The 15,966-nt window shown below is 39.0% G+C and carries 17 protein-coding genes and 1 tRNA gene; 7 read left to right on the top strand and 11 right to left on the bottom strand.

Annotated features, from left to right (window positions below; translation table 11 throughout):
• Window positions 1-242: 242 nt before the first annotated feature.
• Window positions 243-316 (bottom strand) — tRNA-Arg (locus ACKPEB_RS21800).
• A 94-nt stretch (window positions 317-410) separates the two neighbouring features.
• Here ACKPEB_RS21800 and moaC point away from each other — a divergent pair.
• The 4 genes from moaC to ACKPEB_RS21780 all read left to right on the top strand — a co-directional run bounded on the left by moaC (window position 411) and on the right by ACKPEB_RS21780 (window position 2,395).
• The gene (gene moaC, locus ACKPEB_RS21795; RefSeq protein ID WP_408967117.1) at window positions 411-911 is read left to right on the top strand and encodes a cyclic pyranopterin monophosphate synthase MoaC; all 501 of its coding nucleotides are present in this window, start codon (window positions 411-413) and stop codon (window positions 909-911) included.
• A gap of 64 nt (window positions 912-975) precedes the next feature.
• Window positions 976-1,230 (top strand): 2TM domain-containing protein, encoded by a 255-nt coding sequence (locus tag ACKPEB_RS21790; protein ID WP_408967116.1) that lies wholly within the window; start codon window positions 976-978, stop codon window positions 1,228-1,230.
• Between the two features lie 51 nt (window positions 1,231-1,281).
• A complete protein-coding gene (locus ACKPEB_RS21785; protein ID WP_408967115.1) occupies window positions 1,282-1,587 on the top strand; it encodes a DUF3181 family protein in 306 nt (101 codons plus the stop codon).
• A gap of 82 nt (window positions 1,588-1,669) precedes the next feature.
• Window positions 1,670-2,395, top strand: a complete 726-nt coding sequence (locus ACKPEB_RS21780; protein WP_408967114.1) for a glutathione binding-like protein — start codon at window positions 1,670-1,672, stop codon at window positions 2,393-2,395.
• Window positions 2,396-2,596: 201 nt separating this feature from the next.
• On the opposite strand, the gene purQ is transcribed toward ACKPEB_RS21780, so the two are convergent.
• Both purQ and purS read right to left on the bottom strand, forming a co-directional pair.
• Window positions 2,597-3,274, bottom strand: coding sequence for a phosphoribosylformylglycinamidine synthase subunit PurQ (gene purQ, locus ACKPEB_RS21775; RefSeq protein WP_408967113.1), 678 nt, complete (start codon window positions 3,272-3,274; stop codon window positions 2,597-2,599).
• Window positions 3,275-3,464: 190 nt separating this feature from the next.
• Window positions 3,465-3,737, bottom strand: a complete 273-nt coding sequence (gene purS / locus ACKPEB_RS21770; protein ID WP_408967112.1) for a phosphoribosylformylglycinamidine synthase subunit PurS — start codon at window positions 3,735-3,737, stop codon at window positions 3,465-3,467.
• 123 nt (window positions 3,738-3,860) lie between these two features.
• On the opposite strand from purS, the gene ACKPEB_RS21765 reads away from it, so the two are divergent.
• Window positions 3,861-4,277 (top strand): hypothetical protein, encoded by a 417-nt coding sequence (locus ACKPEB_RS21765; RefSeq protein ID WP_408967111.1) that lies wholly within the window; start codon window positions 3,861-3,863, stop codon window positions 4,275-4,277.
• A 146-nt stretch (window positions 4,278-4,423) separates the two neighbouring features.
• On the opposite strand, the gene ACKPEB_RS21760 is transcribed toward ACKPEB_RS21765, so the two are convergent.
• From ACKPEB_RS21760 to acs, 5 genes are all read right to left on the bottom strand, one after another.
• Window positions 4,424-4,942: a heme-binding protein gene (locus ACKPEB_RS21760; protein ID WP_408967118.1), complete on the bottom strand. Its 519-nt coding sequence runs from the start codon at window positions 4,940-4,942 to the stop codon at window positions 4,424-4,426.
• Between the two features lie 41 nt (window positions 4,943-4,983).
• Window positions 4,984-5,565: an NADPH-dependent FMN reductase gene (locus tag ACKPEB_RS21755; protein WP_408967110.1), complete on the bottom strand. Its 582-nt coding sequence runs from the start codon at window positions 5,563-5,565 to the stop codon at window positions 4,984-4,986.
• Window positions 5,566-5,577: 12 nt separating this feature from the next.
• The gene (locus ACKPEB_RS21750) at window positions 5,578-6,528 is read right to left on the bottom strand and encodes a thermonuclease family protein (protein ID WP_408967109.1); all 951 of its coding nucleotides are present in this window, start codon (window positions 6,526-6,528) and stop codon (window positions 5,578-5,580) included.
• Between the two features lie 307 nt (window positions 6,529-6,835).
• Window positions 6,836-7,447 (bottom strand): PH domain-containing protein, encoded by a 612-nt coding sequence (locus tag ACKPEB_RS21745; RefSeq protein ID WP_408967108.1) that lies wholly within the window; start codon window positions 7,445-7,447, stop codon window positions 6,836-6,838.
• Between the two features lie 261 nt (window positions 7,448-7,708).
• Window positions 7,709-9,676 carry an acetate--CoA ligase gene (gene acs / locus ACKPEB_RS21740; protein ID WP_408967107.1) on the bottom strand — a complete coding sequence of 656 codons (1,968 nt, stop codon included), beginning with the start codon at window positions 9,674-9,676 and terminating at the stop codon, window positions 7,709-7,711.
• A gap of 333 nt (window positions 9,677-10,009) precedes the next feature.
• Here acs and ACKPEB_RS21735 point away from each other — a divergent pair, with 333 nt between their 5' ends.
• Complete coding sequence (locus tag ACKPEB_RS21735) at window positions 10,010-12,190, top strand: tetratricopeptide repeat protein (RefSeq protein ID WP_408967106.1); 2,181 nt, start codon at window positions 10,010-10,012, stop codon at window positions 12,188-12,190.
• 19 nt (window positions 12,191-12,209) lie between these two features.
• Here ACKPEB_RS21735 and ACKPEB_RS21730 read toward each other — a convergent pair whose 3' ends face one another.
• Complete coding sequence (locus tag ACKPEB_RS21730) at window positions 12,210-12,641, bottom strand: hypothetical protein (protein WP_408967105.1); 432 nt, start codon at window positions 12,639-12,641, stop codon at window positions 12,210-12,212.
• 49 nt (window positions 12,642-12,690) lie between these two features.
• Window positions 12,691-13,557, bottom strand: a complete 867-nt coding sequence (locus ACKPEB_RS21725) for a shikimate dehydrogenase (protein ID WP_408967104.1) — start codon at window positions 13,555-13,557, stop codon at window positions 12,691-12,693.
• A gap of 636 nt (window positions 13,558-14,193) precedes the next feature.
• Between ACKPEB_RS21725 and ACKPEB_RS21720 the strand changes: the two genes are divergently transcribed.
• A complete protein-coding gene (locus tag ACKPEB_RS21720) occupies window positions 14,194-15,024 on the top strand; it encodes a hypothetical protein (RefSeq protein WP_408967103.1) in 831 nt (276 codons plus the stop codon).
• A 64-nt stretch (window positions 15,025-15,088) separates the two neighbouring features.
• On the opposite strand, the gene ACKPEB_RS21715 is transcribed toward ACKPEB_RS21720, so the two are convergent.
• Window positions 15,089-15,826, bottom strand: coding sequence for a peptidylprolyl isomerase (locus ACKPEB_RS21715; RefSeq protein ID WP_408967102.1), 738 nt, complete (start codon window positions 15,824-15,826; stop codon window positions 15,089-15,091).
• Between the last annotated feature and the right edge of the window lie 140 nt (window positions 15,827-15,966).

The following is a 15,966-nucleotide window of genomic DNA, read 5'->3' as shown; positions in this document are numbered from 1 at the left end:
TCTAACTTTAAATTCAAGAACCAGCATTTATGTCACCTGTATCGACCTAAACCTAATCTAACACAAGTTTCTGTTTTTGTGCAAAGTGTTAAAATATCGTGCTACGCTGGGTATGTTGCTCGGTTTTTCATCTCACCGTTACACCCTTTGGGTTAACGGGAGTCTTCAAACCGAGATCTTAGATAAAAAAAGATAGAAACAAGGTAATCTTGCCTCTATCTTTTTTATGATTAATACTTAAACGGGCTAGGAGGGATTCGAACCCCCGACACCGTGGTCCGTAGCCACGTGCTCTAGTCCACTGAGCTACAAGCCCTTGCCAGTTCCAAACAACAACCCCGGTGACAGGATAAACTGTTTAACGAGGGTGTTTTTTTCACCGCTTTCTTATATTAACATAGTTTTCCCAAATGGCAAGCAATTTTTTTGAAAATTTTTCTGATCGCCTTACCCACCTGGATGAGACGGGGGAAGCCCGGATGGTGGATGTTTCCGAGAAGGTCGCCACCCGTCGTCAAGCCATCGCTGGGGGACAAGTGCGGATGTTACCCACAACTTTTGCCGCCATTGAAGCGGGAAACGCCCCCAAAGGAGATGTTTTAGGGACAGCTAAACTTGCGGGAATCATGGCGGCTAAACAAACGGCCCAGTTAATTCCTTTGTGTCATCCCTTACCGTTAAGTAAAATTGAGGTTCAAATTTTGCCCGACCCCGAATTACCTGGGTATCAAATTCAAGCAGAAGTGATTACCAAAGCGGAAACCGGAGTGGAAATGGAAGCGTTAACGGCCGTTTCTGTGGCTGCATTGACCTTATATGACATGGCGAAAGCTTTAGAAAAGTCGATTGTGATTGAGTCAATTCGCCTATTGAGTAAAACCGGGGGAAAATCAGGAGACTACCACCACTAGATAGAAGAAGTCAAGCTTCATTCAGCCTAAAATAGAAGAGAATTATCTTGGGAATTGACTATCTATGCCTCCTCGTTGGCCCCGTAAACCTGATCGCAAAGATCCCGCTTATCGTCGTTTAGATGATCGGATGAATTTTGCCATCCATGTTGCTATTTTTGCGGCGATTAATTCGGGTTTATGGTTTTTCCATAATTTGCAATCGGCTGATTGGTCTTGGTTAACTGGATTTACTGGGATTTGGTTACTGATGATCGCCCTTCATGGCATTTATATTTTTGCGATCGCTGACTATTCTCCTGTATCTTCAAATCGATAATATTCTGGTTAACGGTTAACCGTTAACCCTTAATAATTTAGGAGCTTAAGTATGTCTGTTTTAGATACAACAAACCTTGAAAAATTAGCGGCTGAAATTGGAGAAAATATCTATATTGATGTCGCCAAATGGCATCTCTATTTAGCTGAAGCTCATCTACATACTCAATTAGCTGAACAACTCTATCCCCTATTAGAAGGCGGAGACTTTACCGAAAGTGAAGTTCAACAAGTGCTGCAAAAAGTGTATGTTAATTTAGGCGGAGGCAAACAAACAACCTCTCTTGTCAATTTAATTCCGAATACAGGAATTCAAGAATTAATCAGAATTCTAAAAGACTTCCAAGAAGAAATGTAACTCGTTGTGAGGGCTTCAGCCCTCTCTCAACGTAAGAGTTGAGAGTCTAGTCATCTGCACCAATATTTCCAAATTAAAAACCATGATTGAACTTTACTACTGGCCTACGCCTAACGGTCATAAAATCTCGATTTTTTTAGAAGAAACTGGATTAGACTATCAAATTATTCCAGTAAATATTGGGGCAGGTGATCAATTTAAACCTGAATTTCTCAAAATTGCGCCCAATAATCGAATGCCTGCTATTATTGATTTTAATCCGATTGATGAGGGTGAACCTTTATCTATCTTTGAATCTGGGGCTATTTTAATTTATTTAGCGGAAAAAACTGGACAATTTTTCCCTCAAAATTGGCGTGATCGAAAAACCGTTTTAGAATGGCTATTTTGGCAAGTGGGAGGACTAGGGCCAATGGCGGGACAAAACCATCATTTTACCCAATATGCACCGGAAAAAATCCCTTATGCCATTGATCGTTATGTCAAAGAAACCAATCGTTTATATGGGGTATTAAATCGTCAATTAGAAGGACGAGATTATATTGCAGGAGATTATTCAATTGCCGATATGGCTTGTTATCCTTGGATTGTTCCTTATGAAAAACAACAGCAAAATTTAGATGATTTTCCTCATTTAAAAGCTTGGTTTGATCGAATTCAATCTCGTCCGGCGGTGATGCAAGCTTACGAAAAAGGACAATCCTATTCTTCGGGTGTAACCTTGACGGATGAAGCCAAAAAAATTCTTTTTGGTCAAAGTGCAAAAACGCTAAAAATAGGGAACAGGGAACAGGGAACAGGGAATTAATATAAAATCCTGAAAAGTATGCTACAAAAGGCAATGGGTAATTACGAATTACGAATAGGGAAGCGACACTCTGGCAATGGGCAATTTTTACGGCTTCACGCGCTCTCTAATTATCTGTAGCACAGATTTAAGGATTTCATATAAGAATTATTTCCCCCTCACCTTTGCTGAAAAGGCGTTGGGGGAGAGGAGACATAATTCCTAACGTAATAAGGTTTTAAACAACTTAATTCCGTCAGTATTTCCTAACATTGGATCAGAAGCCCGTTCGGGGTGAGGCATCATTCCTAAAACATTGCCTTGACGGTTACAAATTCCAGCAATATTATTTAAAGAACCGTTAGGATTTTCTTCGGGTTTTGGAGTTTTATCGGTTCCATATCGAAATAGAACTTGGTGATGATCTTCTAATTCCGCTAAGGTGTTTTCATCCGCATAATAACAGCCTTCCCCATGAGCAATGGGTAAATTGATAACTTCCCCTGTTTCATACTCAGAAGTCCAGCTAATATGATGATTAACCACCGTCAAAGGAACAGACTCACAAATAAAATGTAAATCCCGATTTCTAACTAATGCACCGGGTAATAATCCCGCTTCTGTTAAAACTTGAAATCCGTTACAAATTCCCAGGACAAATTTACCTTGGTTGGCGTGTTCAATCGTTGAACGCATCACGGGAGAAAAACGCGCGATCGCACCGCAGCGCAAATAATCTCCATAACTAAACCCTCCCGGAATCACGACGACATCAATATCCGATAAATCCGTATCTTCATGCCAAACCATGCGGGTTGGTTGTCCTAATAATCCTTGAGTCACCCAGGCTACATCTCGATCGCAATTAGAACCCGGAAAAACAATAACGCCAAATTTCATAATTGATTGATTCGTTAATTACAAATATAACATTGGAAGTCAAAGCTACGATATTAACTGACTATTTATGTTAATAATAGCATACTTTTTTACCGATTAGAACATTAATCATTATTGATTTATTGTTGAATAAACGAGTTGATCAAAAATTAGATTAAACTGCTTTTTGATCAACTCACCTATTCAGAAATCAAGCGGTAATGGCTGCTACTTCCGTTAGATCAAACCGATAGATTTCAATCACAGGATTTGCCAACAATTGATCGCAAATTCGGTCAAGTTGGGTTTTAGCTTCTGCTTCATTTGTTGCAGAAAGCGTCATTTCTATATATTTACCAATTCTAACCTGTTCAACATTGTCATATCCGAGATGTTCAATGCCAGATTTAACCGCCACGCCTTGAGGATCAAGAACAGAAGGACGGAGGGTAATATAAATTCGAGCTTGGTAGTGATGGGTCACAACAATCCCTACTTAAACTGCACAGAATTGATTATCCCTCAAATTAGAAGAAATGAACCTGTCAGTCTATTTTTCCGTCAGTATAGTTTGAAGACGCTTTACTGAATTGAGGAGTCATCAACCATGAAATTAGGTCGTTTTACGTCGATGGGATGGGTTTTGAGTCTGATTGTAGCCTTAGTACCCCATGCTGTCGCTCATTCACAACAAATTAGCCCTGGAGGTTCTCTTTCCTTGTCAGGAACCTCTGGAGGGCCTGTCAATAGTCAAGATTGTGGGTTTATTGCTCAAACCCCAAATCATGTCATTCAGATTACCGAGGATTTACCTTATTTTCGAGTCCTGGTGACAACATCGGGCTCACCGACATTATTAATTGATGGCCCGACAGGACGTTACTGTATGTTACCAGAAGGTTCGGCTAATAGTGGAGTTTTACAATATTCGGGTTATGGAACTAAAGGGAATTATAACATTTATATCGGTGATCGTCAACAAAATCAAAATCCTTATCGGTTATCAATTACAGATAGAAAATAGCCATCCTGAACCGGGAAAATTGCTAAATCTTAATCAGATCAATAAGAGTTGTTATGATTAAAATAGCGATCGCATTTAATCAATACTGGTGCCTGAGAGCCTCGCTTCCGCAGCCGACAAGGGATGAATTGAAGAATTACGCTATTTTATGCTAAACAATCCCGAATTGGAATTTGTACCTCACTATATTTTAAATTTTCAGGAGTCATGGGAGAATGATAAAATAATCGACGAGGAGAACCGATCATTTCATATTCTGGATGTTGTTGTAACCAATTTTTTAACCGTTGTAAATGAACTTGATAACTCTCCCAAGTATAAGCACCTTGAATACCAATACTCACCACTTTCATACTTGGAGTATCCATAACATTAACATTTGATTCTATTTGTTGGGGAGTAATTTCAGGATGAGAATACAGGAAAGAAACCTCAGCTTGATTGATCGATTCAGACTTTTGTAGATACCGAGCTTCTACAGGAGTTGTCATGGCAATATTATTACTGCTAATATGCTGAAATAAGGGATTAAAAGCTTGGCGAGTGGCTTGAGTTAAATCTCCTTGATGTAAATACGTGACCCCGCGATAGGCAGGATATTGTTTAACTTCAATTACTCCGACAGGAGTAGGGGCAGGAAATCCTTGTGGTAAAGATGCCATAATCTTAAAATTAGGGTGGGCTATACCCACCTCAAAACAACAATTTAAGCCGAAAGTTTGATTAATAAATTTGCTACTTTAGCCCCTAAATTTTCAACATCTTGCTGTTGTTTAGAGTCTTTCAACGTTCCATCTTCATTAAAGGCTTCAATGGCTTGAGAAATTGAGCGTTGTTCAGGAATCACTAACACTCCAATGCTTTCTAAAATAGCTCGCACATGAACTAAGCCTCGCATTCCCCCAAACCCGCCAGGGGAGGCGCTCATCAGGGCTGCAACTTTATGATTAAAACAGGCTAATCCGGGTAAATTCGGTTCAGGACGAGATGCCCAATCAATCACATTTTTTAATAAAGGTGTAATTGAACTATTATACTCAGGACAAGCAATTAATAAGCCTTGATGGGCTAACATTAAATCCTTAAATTCACGAACCGTTGCGGGAATTCCCTGTTGCGCTTCTAAATCTTCATCAAATAAGGGCATGGGTAAATTTTTTAAATCAATATAGGTTACTTCTGCCCCGGCTGCTTTAGCTCCAGATGCGGCAATTTGAACCAACTTTTTATTCAAGGAGGTTTCCTTAGCACTGCCAGCAAATGCGAGAATTTTGGGGGGATTTGCCATGATGTTTCCTCATTAGTTCTGGATTTTATTGTAAATTAAACTGGGTGAATTGGTCGAACTTTCTGGCTTAAAAATTGGGCAAAAATCGGATAACTGTTGCAAGCTGGTTAGGGTAATTTCTGGTTTGTCTCGATACATTGTTAGTTGTCCACTAACATAAACATAACCTCTTCCTAAGCCAGTATAGCGTTTATTGATTAAATGAACAATGGGGGCATATTGTTCACGGGTTGCTTCAGGAATCCATAGTTTTAAACTATGGTCTTTTGTGCCGGTATGAATAATTGCACTATTGCCAATCCATTTGGTAATTCCATCTTGTAAATCACAGAAAATAGTTACCCATTGTTGTTTCATGGCGGCGAGTAAAATTTTAGGATAATCTAAACGAACGGATAACACGCCATTGGGTTGTCCATAACGACGAAAATCATCGACAATTGAAGCTCGTAACGACCACCAAGGCATTAAAATTGCATAGTTTCTAAAGGCACTGTGTTCATTGGTTTGGGGATTCCAAATGATGCGATTATAAGCTTGAGCTTCCGCTTCCGCTTCCATCATTTCTTGATGGTATAATCGAGAAGAACCATATTTAATATAATAGGGACTCCAGCCTTCTTTAATTAATTTTAAATTATAATTTTCTCCATATTTATGAACATAGCAAATTAATCGTCCATGATGATCTCGATATTTTTCTAAACAAACTTCTGTAGGTTCATTGCCATCAAATTCAATATCAACTTTAGTTAAGAAACCATGTTCATTTGTAAAATATTGTTGTGCCATTTCAGAGGCAGCAATTCCGGCATTGGTTCGAGGTTTAGAATCATGGTTGAGAGTTTCTTCCGTATCAACACAATCGAGTCTTAAAAATTCTCGCTTATCATTGAGTAATACTTTGATGGTGTCTCCATCGACAACTCTTGTGACTTGTAAGTTTTTAATTCGAGTTCCCACAATATTTAATTTTCCTTTCAGTTGTAAATGATACAATTTATCTTGACACCAGCATTAATAGCTGTCATCATAATACCATAGAGGATAACAGACAATAGACAAAGGTTTATTAATTAAAATATAAGGATTGTGGTGATTTAGATCATTATTGGTGCTTTGATTGACAGCAAAAGCATTAACACTATCATCTGCTTTTACATGAAGATGGTGTTAATGCTCTCAACTTTTATTCAGGCTTTTTGTTGCGCTTTTTTTATTTTAATTGCGCTCAAGCATAACCAGGAACTAAGCATAACTCATCTTGAATTTAATTATTAATAAATTTCTCGAAAACATCACCAAATTCTTTACGAACATAAGTTTGATGAGCTTGATCAAGCCAATGAAAAGCATACTGGTTAATGGCTTTAAATTGTTCTTCTAAAGCGGAGGCAGTTGTAGAACGGTTAATGGCGTTTGTTGCTGTATTTAAACTGGTTTTAGCATATTCGTAATAAATCCCATTTTCTTGTTGAATTTCTGAAATTTTAATTAATGCTTTATACAGGTCTTTCAGCTTTTCAATAAAAGCTTTACCTACATCAATCGAATAGGAATGTTCACCCATCGTAAATTTGATTTCAATGTCCATATCTAAAGTTCCAGCCGTTTCTAGCTTGACATTTTTAATAATATGGTGGGTGTAATTATAACGGTGCAGCAAGCGTTTTTTGCTCACGGCAGAAGTGCCATCCAGATGAATCAAAGCACGATTAGTAAAGCAATATTCATCGGTTTTTGACTTAATGAGAAAATAGATTTTTTCCCCTTCTTCATGGAGGATATAATCATCGGTATCTACTTTGTCATAATCTGTGGGTTTGATAACAGCACCAATATCACTTAAACCCAAAACATCCGCCGCAATATTTTTGAACATAGATTTTCCTTTGCGATCGCATGAATAACATTAACTGAATTATATCCCAGATTTCAGACTTCAAAAAAGTAACGTACTGTACTACATGAATTGGCGAGGTCTATAGTATAAATACTTATTTTTATCTGTCTCTTTTTGACTGGGCTAGATACGAGAATCCAACTTTTTTAGTATAGCGTAGAAGTGGGAGTTTCAATAACCATATTAACACTGAAAACTGAGTAGAGGCAGGAGAACCCTGCCCCTACAATTGATAACTAATTACGCGCCGCCCCGCAATTTTTCTAAGACACTGCGATCTTGTAAGGTAGAGGTATCTCCGGTAATTTCCTGACCCGATGCCAACGAACGTAATAAGCGCCGCATAATCTTCCCAGACCGGGTTTTCGGTAAATCATCCGTAAACCGAATTTCTCCAGGACGAGCTAGGGCACCAATTTCATTGACCACGTGCTGCTTGAGTTCTTTGGCTAACTCATCAGAAGCTTCTTTCCCTTCCTCCAAGGTAACAAACGCCACAATATCCTCACCTTTAATTTCATCGGGTTTCCCAACCACCGCCGCCTCAGCCACCACCGGATGGGAGACTAAGGCTGACTCAATTTCCATTGTTCCTAAACGGTGTCCTGACACATTGATCACGTCATCCACGCGACCCATCACCCAGAAGTAGCCATCTCGGTCTTGATGAGCTCCATCCCCGGCAAAATAAAGGTTGCCGCCATCTTTCGGTTTCAAATATTCCCAATAGGTGCGGCGGAAGCGATCAGGATCACCATACACCGTCCGCATCATTCCGGGCCAGGGATAACGCACCACCAAATAGCCGCCACTTTCATCGGTTACGGGGTTGCCTTCCGTATCCACAATATCCGCTAAAATTCCAGGGAAGGGTAAGGTTGCTGAACCGGGTTTGGTGGGAGTTGCTCCGGGTAACGGTGTAATCATAAACCCACCCGTTTCGGTTTGCCACCAAGTATCGACAATAGGGCAATTGCCGTTACCAATGACTCGTTGATACCACATCCAAGCTTCCGGGTTAATGGGTTCTCCAACGGTTCCTAACAGGCGCAGAGACGATAAATTACGGGACTTGGGATGATGTTCTCCCATTTTCATAAACGCCCGAATAGCGGTTGGTGCGGTATAGAAAATCGTCACCCCGTATTTTTCTACCACATCCCAGAAACACCCAGGGTTAGAACTCCGGGGGGCTCCTTCATACATCACCGTTGTCGCTCCATTGGATAACGGCCCATAAACAATATAACTATGTCCGGTGATCCAACCGACATCGGCGGTACACCAATAAACATCGGTATCTTGTAAGTCAAAGGCCCATTTATTGGTAATGTGGGTGTAGAGGTTATAGCCGCCTGTGGTGTGGACAACGCCCTTGGGTTTTCCGGTCGTCCCACTGGTGTAGAGGATGAACAGCATATCCTCACTATCCATCGGTTCGGCGGGACAGTCGGCGGATACTCCTTGTTTGAGATCATGCCACCAATGATCTCGTCCGGGTTCCATGTGGATTTTTTGGGCGGTTCTCTGCACGACTAAAACGTTCTCAACCCCTGTCGCCCCGGCTTCAATGGCTTTATCCACTTGTTCTTTGAGGGGGACAATGGCATCTTTGCGCCACCCGCCATCGGCGGTAATCACCAGTTTAGCTTCTGCATCGACTAAGCGATCTTTTAACGCTTCAGCACTAAACCCGCCAAAAACAACGGTATGGGGAGCTCCAATGCGGGCACAAGCTAACATGGCGATGGCGGCTTCGGGTATCATGGGCATATAAATGCCAATGCGATCGCCTTTTTGAACCCCTAACTGTTTGAGAACGTTAGCCATTTGGCACACTTCCCGATGCAGTTGGAAGTAAGTTAAGGTGCGAGAGTCTCCGGGTTCTCCTTCCCAAATTAAGGCGGCTTTATTTTTCCGCCAGGTTGTTAAGTGCCGATCTAAACAGTTATAGGAAATATTAATTTTGCCATTGACAAACCATTTTACAAAAGGTGGTTGCCAGTCTAAAACTTGATCCCATTTTTGAAACCAATGGAGTTCTGTTTCGGCTAATTCTGCCCAGAACGCTTCAGGATTCGCTTTTGCTTTTTCATAGAGTTGTTTATACTCTTCTAAGCTTTTAATGTGCGCTTTCTGGGAAAACTCAGGTGTCGGTGCAAATAACCGATTTTCTTGCAGAATCGACTCGATCGTAGGTTGTGACATCTTGAATGCTGTAAGTAGAATAATAACTCAAGATCCATTGTTAACTCAGATCGACACTAACAAATCTATATTTTTTTGAAGTTTGTTAACTGTTGAGTGTTGACTGTTAACGATAGGCTGTTAATCACTAACCGACAATTAACAAAGACAAGGTATGATGGATGTGATTAATGGGGAAAACCCTGTTTGTCCATTAAGCTTAGACATCTTCAGCAATAATAGGGGTAAGTTAACATTAATAAAAATTAGGTATAGTTGAGTTTAAAGATGATTTCGGGTTTAGATTTTCACACGGGTTAATGTTTTCGGGTTCACCTTTAGTCACTCTTGATTATGGAAATGATTGGTCAACTATTAGATCGAAGATATCGAATTGTTCAAGTTTTAAGTTCGGGCGCCTTTGGACAAACCTATTTAGCGGCGGATACCCGTCGTCCGGGTCATCCCCAATGTGTGGTTAAACAATTACGTCCACCGAGTAACAATTCTAATATATTAAAAACGGCGTTACGATTATTTCGTCAAGAGGCGGAAATTTTAGAACGGTTGGGACGACATGACCAAATCCCCCAATTATTAGCTTATTTTGAAGATCATAATCAATTTTATTTAATTGAGGAGTTTGTAAGCGGACATCCCTTGATAAAGGAATTAATTCCGGGGAATCCTTGGCCCGAAGAAAAGGTGATCTTATTAATTGAAGAGATTTTAGAAATCTTGGTTTTTGTTCATCAAAACCAAGTGATTCATCGAGATGTTAATCCTTCTAATTTAATTCGTCGAAAATCTGATGAAAAGTTAGTTTTAATTGATTTTGGTTCGGTTAAAGAAGCCAGTACCCGACTCGCGGATGGCAATGGACAAGCATTACGAACCATTGCGACGGGAACTCCATCTTATATGCCTATTGAACAGTTCCAAGGTCATCCCCAATATAATAGTGATATTTATGCGGTGGGCATGATTGCTATTCAAGCTATTACTGGATTAGAAGCGTCTGATTTACCGAAATTACAAGACCCCGGCTTATCAAATAACGGAGAATCGAGTTGGCGAAATTATGCCAAAGTTACGACCGGATTAGCCCATGTGATTGATAAAATGGTTCATCCTTATTATAGCAAACGATATGTAACAGTTATTGATGTTTTAGATGATTTAAGAAAAGCCACTGGACGCTCAGGATTTAATATTAATAAGTTAAAGAACTTTCCAGTCTACCCAGAAGAAAAAAAACCTATTCCTTGGGGTAAAATTGTAGCGATCACTACGACGGGATTAGTCGGTTTAATCGTGATTTTTGGCGTGGTACAGGTTTTAAATCGTCCTGATCCAATCAAAGCGGAAAATGCTTTAAAAAAAGGCATAGAAAAAGCCGGAAAGGATGATCAAAAAGGTGCGATTCGAGCCTTTAATCAAGCGATCAAGCTAAATCCGAATAACCCTGAAAGTTATCAAAAACGGGGAAATGCTTACTATGACTTAAATGAATATGAGCAAGCTTTAGCCGATTATACCAAAGCCATTGAACTCAATCCTAATTATACAAATGCCTATTTTAATCGAGGTTTAACTCGTTATGAACTGAAGGATTTATCAGGAGCTTTAGCCGATTTTAATCAAGTCATGAAGCTACAACCTCAAGATGGAGATGCTTTCTATAAACGGGGTTTAATTTATTATGATCTGGAAGATTATGACAAAGCTATTCAAGATTATAATACGGTTTTAAGATTACAACCTGAACAATCTAAAGCTTATCGCGCTAGAGGAACCGCACGGGTAAAATCAGGAGATTTACAAGGAGGAATGGCAGATTATACCGAAGCCATTCGTCTGGAACCGAAAAACCCCATTGGATATTATGATCGCGGTCGAGCCAGATTTCATTTAGGGGATTATCAAGGAGCTTTAGCAGATTATAATATTGTACTAGAACTTGATCCGAATAATTCAGATGCCTATGCAAATCGCTGTAGCATTCATATTAATTTATGGGATTATAATCAAGCGATTACAGACTGCACTGAAGCGATTAATCGTGCTCCGAATGAAGTCGCTTATAATAACCGTTGTATCGCTTATTTGAACATAAAAGATTATCAAAAAGCCATTGAAGATTGCTCAAAAGCGATTGAAATTAAAGGAGATGATTATAAAGCTTATAGTAATCGAGGATTAGCTCGTTTTGGGTCTCAAGATTATGAAGGTTCAATTGCTGATTATACCAGTGGGATTAATATTAATCCTAATGATGCTGAAGCCTACGGAAATCGCGCTCAAGTTTATGTTAAACTGAACAATTATGATCAAGCGATCGCTGATTATGCTCAAGCGATTCGTTTGAAACCGAATTATGCAGCAGGTTATTATGGTCGGGGATTAGTTCGGGTTGAAATGGGTGATAAAACGGGTGCAATTAGCGATTTTGAACAAGCGGGAAAACTGTATTTGGAACAAGGCTTAACGGGGGGTTATAAAGATGCCCAGTTCCAAATTAAACAATTACAATAATATTGTATTGTTGTGGAGTTTAGCGACCAATGCGGCTGGTAAAACCAGAGGCTTTGAATTGTTTGAGTTGCAGAGGCGGTTCCAAGTTAGAAGGAACGGAAATTCTTAATTCAAAATCACTAATCCCTGGAGGTACCGTATCAATACTCCCTAACCGTCCTCGATTTTGCATCACGGGGTTATTCGTTGAATCATAAATCCGACCAAAAATGTCAGCATCTACAACCATTTTTCCCGATGTATTATTCGCTTTTCCAGTAATGATAAAACAATACGCTTCTTGACTGGAACCACTGGAAACCGCCCCTTCTGCTAATTCAGGAGGACAATCTTTATAACTTAAATCTTGCAGTTGAATGGGAATTAACGCCCAAGCGGGAGCAGCCCATAAACTGGTTACTAAAACCCACAAACAGACAGAAAAAATCACGGATAAAATTCTAAATTTCATAGGATAAGATGGCGATCAAACGAACAATAAATGCAAATTTAAAGTGTTTTTAGGACTCTAAATACTGCTGTAAAGACTGACGCATGATCTCGACAGGAACAGGTTGCTTTAACCACAATTCTAAGGCGGCGGCTCCCTGCTGTACTAACATGGGTAGTCCATTTAAAATCATCGCACCTCTGGCATCGGCTAAATTTAAAAATTCAGTCGTTTGAGGAATATAAATTAAATCATAGGCGATCGCACCTAATTTAATCTTGTCCATGACCGCAGGTTCAACGGGAGACTCGCCAACGTGGGGATACATTCCAACCGGGGTGGTATTCACCAGTAAGTCGGCTTCTGGAAGCACAACGGATAATTGTTCCCAAGGACAGGTTTTAACCGCAACCGCTAAAGGAGACAGCCGCCAACTGTCTTGAAATGCTGCTAATTTTTGTGGGTCACGACCAATGACATAAATTTCTTGGATTCCTAATTCTGCACATCCTGCCACCACTGCCCTTGCTGCCCCACCATAACCGAGAATTATAGCTACTTTATCTTTCCAGGTTTTATAATACAATTCTAATGGCTTGATAAACCCGATAACATCGGTATTTGTGCCACTCCAACCGTTATGGGTAGACCAAACCGTATTCACTGCACCAACGGATTGTGCTAAAGTTGTTATCTCTGATAAAAAAGGCAAAATCGCTTGTTTATGAGGGATTGTGACATTAAATCCCTGTACACCGATGGCTAAAAATCCGTCCAGTGCCGTTTTTAAATGACTTGGAGCAATGGCAAAGGGGAGATAAACATAATCTACACCTAAATGAGCGATCGCGGCATTCTGCATGACTGGGGACAGGGAATGTTCAATGGGATAACCAATGACTCCTAATAATTTTGTGGTTCCTTTAATCGGACTCATCAGAATAACCTCCTCTTTCAGACTAATAGTTAAACTCATCTTATCATTTTTTTACCCAGTAAAATATTGCTCTTATTGTTACAGATGAGGTTCCGAGTTAAACCGATTCAAATCATGTCTACTTTGCCAATAAACTTGATCTAAACCTAGGATTTTCCCGGTTTGGCTAGAAGCTCCAAAACCAAATTTAATCTAGCATTAACCGGAACAAAACTGATGATAGAACTATTATATTTTATAATAATTTATATTAACCGTTTAGTGTTGAAGAATATTATACGGCTAGTGATGGGTTAAAGTTAATTTCTCAATTGAGCAAACCCCCATTAATTTTATATACAGAAGCTGACCTTTTTTTTAAGCCAGGGCTATTTCCTGTATCCTATTCTAATTCAAACCTAACCTCCTTGCTTTCTTTCCTAATGAAGATGTGAGCCTGAATTATCAAGTATTTTTATCCCTCCTACAGCAAAGGGGTTTTATGCTTCCTACTATATCTTTACAAAAAAAACCCAAATCTTTAAATTAGCCCCTTGAAATCTTATAACTCTACAGATTAAATTGAATTGATCGGTCAGCCAGATTAAAACAAAACTCTGATTAACTTTAATTTCAAATTTAAGAAGGGAATTTTAGATGAATATTACCTGCAAATTAACGCTGAAAGTCTTCAGCATTTTAGCTCCTGCTGTTACGTTATTTAGTAGTGTTTATCCTGGTTTGACTGCCACATTTGCCAACGCCCAAACTCAGACTTCACTGTTTGAATTGAGTCATAGTCCCACTAATATTGCTACCTTTACAGATACTCAAACCGTAGCAATTGCTCGTCGAGGATTTGCAATTACATTCGCCAGTGCTAATGCTAATTTTGATGTTAATTTTTGTTTAGAACCTAACTATTGTTTGACTGAGGCAAACAGTTATTCTCAAGCGCAAGCTCAAGGAAATGGTCAAGAATATTTGGGTTTAGCTGAAGGTACAGCCATTTTGGCAGGATATCAATTTCAAATTAGCGAAAACTCTGAATTTTCCTTTAAATTTTACTCAATTTTAAATGGGGAGGTTAGCCAAAATTTGATTTCAAAACAATTTGCTAAAGCCACGAATAATATTGCATTCTATTTGTTTGAAGATTCTAGTCAGACTTTGTTAGATTTTTTTACCCTTAATAGTTCGTTAGATTCTGCTAATCAGTATGATGTATCGATTCAAAATAGTAATGGGTTTAATCTGTTCTTATCACCGTTTAACCAGGTAAACGGAAATCTAGTTTCTAATAGTCTTTTATTATTTGGGTTATATTCTCGTCAGTTTAGTCAACCTCAAAGTCTGACCTTAATTACTACTCAAGTCAGTTCAACCATTGTCCAAGCACTTGAACCTTCAACGTCCGTTTGCTTATTAGTTTTTGGTGGATTAGGAACAGCATTAAAATTGAAAAATAAAGCCAAAATTTATCAATAATTCTTGACACATTCAATTGATGTCAGGGTACATCTTTCGAGTTTATAACACTTAAATCACAAATTTAAGTGTTATAAAACCGATAATTCACTTCACTAGCTAACCAATCTTTAAACAGTTTTTGAATAATCTCTTGAGTTCGTTCAAGGGTCAATTCAGCTTGAATAAATTCTTCAACTAAGATTAAATGATAACCTTGGTCAGTTTTGACAGGACTTAATATTTCTCCAGGGGTTGCAGCAAATACAATGGCGGCAAAATCCGCTTTTAATTGCCAACGATAGAGTTTACCTTCATATCCACATCGTTCCTGACGTTGAGGCTCAATATCATATAAATGGGCAGCATGATAGAAACTAATTTCTTCTTCTTCTATCTGATAAAATAACTCTCTAGCCAAGCGTTCATAGGGAACAATAATTTGATATAAAGAAACTTGCTCAAAATTTAAGCGATTTTGAATAAAGTATTTTTCAACGTCTTTAGAAAATAAAGATTCCGCTAATTTTTGGGATAAAAGATGTTCTCGAATTCCCGCTTCCCAGTCATCGGACGTGATCATTTGGTCAGCTAACCAAGCTAAGGTATCCGCCGCTTTTTCTAAGCGTTTAGCATAACGTTGTTGATTAGCTTGGTTTTGAATTTCTTCAGCCGTTACAATAATCCCTCTTTCCTCAGCAACCTGATTAATAACTTTTTGAGACAATATTTTCTGATAAGCTTCCTTGAATTTCAGGTTTCGTTTCAGGAAGCTAATAATTTCTTCATCAAGTAAGTCCTTGGAAAGTTGCACCATAATCATTTGTGGAAATCCCAACTCCTTTAGCTTAACATGAGCAGACTGTTATAAATTACCGTGAAATTGGCTGACGTTAATTCTGTTTGCCCATTGGGCGATAAGAGCCTTAGAATTAAGGGTAATGTTTCTTATTGCCTTTAAAA

It is taken from the genome of Planktothrix sp. (assembly GCF_046067725.1).
In the GTDB taxonomy this organism is placed as follows: domain Bacteria; phylum Cyanobacteriota; class Cyanobacteriia; order Cyanobacteriales; family Microcoleaceae; genus Planktothrix.
Note: the sequence above shows the minus strand (reverse complement) of the source record. Positions and strands in the feature narration are given on the sequence as shown.

Coding starts and splice junctions, on each gene's coding strand:
- moaC (WP_408967117.1), top strand. CDS start 411: ATGGCAAGCAATTTTTTTGAAAATTTTTCTGATCGCCTTACCCACCTG.
- ACKPEB_RS21720 (WP_408967103.1), top strand. CDS start 14,194: ATGAATATTACCTGCAAATTAACGCTGAAAGTCTTCAGCATTTTAGCT.
- ACKPEB_RS21790 (WP_408967116.1), top strand. CDS start 976: ATGCCTCCTCGTTGGCCCCGTAAACCTGATCGCAAAGATCCCGCTTAT.
- ACKPEB_RS21730 (WP_408967105.1), bottom strand. CDS start 12,641: ATGAAATTTAGAATTTTATCCGTGATTTTTTCTGTCTGTTTGTGGGTT.
- ACKPEB_RS21780 (WP_408967114.1), top strand. CDS start 1,670: ATGATTGAACTTTACTACTGGCCTACGCCTAACGGTCATAAAATCTCG.
- ACKPEB_RS21745 (WP_408967108.1), bottom strand. CDS start 7,447: ATGTTCAAAAATATTGCGGCGGATGTTTTGGGTTTAAGTGATATTGGT.
- ACKPEB_RS21785 (WP_408967115.1), top strand. CDS start 1,282: ATGTCTGTTTTAGATACAACAAACCTTGAAAAATTAGCGGCTGAAATT.
- ACKPEB_RS21765 (WP_408967111.1), top strand. CDS start 3,861: ATGAAATTAGGTCGTTTTACGTCGATGGGATGGGTTTTGAGTCTGATT.
- ACKPEB_RS21715 (WP_408967102.1), bottom strand. CDS start 15,826: ATGATTATGGTGCAACTTTCCAAGGACTTACTTGATGAAGAAATTATT.
- ACKPEB_RS21735 (WP_408967106.1), top strand. CDS start 10,010: ATGGAAATGATTGGTCAACTATTAGATCGAAGATATCGAATTGTTCAA.
- acs (WP_408967107.1), bottom strand. CDS start 9,676: ATGTCACAACCTACGATCGAGTCGATTCTGCAAGAAAATCGGTTATTT.
- purQ (WP_408967113.1), bottom strand. CDS start 3,274: ATGAAATTTGGCGTTATTGTTTTTCCGGGTTCTAATTGCGATCGAGAT.
- ACKPEB_RS21725 (WP_408967104.1), bottom strand. CDS start 13,557: ATGAGTCCGATTAAAGGAACCACAAAATTATTAGGAGTCATTGGTTAT.
- ACKPEB_RS21755 (WP_408967110.1), bottom strand. CDS start 5,565: ATGGCAAATCCCCCCAAAATTCTCGCATTTGCTGGCAGTGCTAAGGAA.